The 611-nt window shown below is 48.4% G+C and carries 1 pseudogene; it reads left to right on the forward strand.

The window, feature by feature from the left end:
* Window positions 1-611 (forward strand): annotated as a pseudogene (locus ACXM1Q_RS09390) (hypothetical protein); the annotation flags it as partial.

Raw genomic sequence — 611 nt, forward strand, 5'->3', positions numbered from 1 at the left:
ATCCAAATGATCCAACCAAGGGTTACATTCCACCACCAATTGTGGATCCAAACAACCCAGGTGTAGACACTCCAGTGCCGTATGAGCCAGTAAGCCCAACTCCTGAGAAACCACAGAAACCAGGAGGCTACTTGCCATACATTCCAGGTGTAGACAACCCAGGAGATCGTCCACCAGTACCATATGATGAAACACCATTGATACCAGAAGACAATCCACCGTTGCCATACATCCCAGGCTATGAGCCAAAAGTTCCAGGAACCACAGAGCCGTTGAAACCAGTTGATCCAGAAGATCCAACCAAGGGTTACATTCCACCACCAATTGTGGATCCAAACAACCCAGGTGTAGACACTCCAGTGCCGTATGAGCCAGTAAGCCCAACTCCTGAGAAACCACAGAAACCAGGAGGCTACTTGCCATACATTCCAGGTGTAGACAACCCAGGAGATCGTCCACCAGTACCATATGATGAAACACCATTGATACCAGAAGACAATCCACCGTTGCCATACATCCCAGGCTATGAGCCAAAAGTTCCAGGAACCACAGAGCCGTTGAAACCAGTTGATCCAAATGATCCAACCAAGGGTTACATTCCACCACCAATT

This window comes from Streptococcus sp. 10F2, assembly GCF_054331515.2.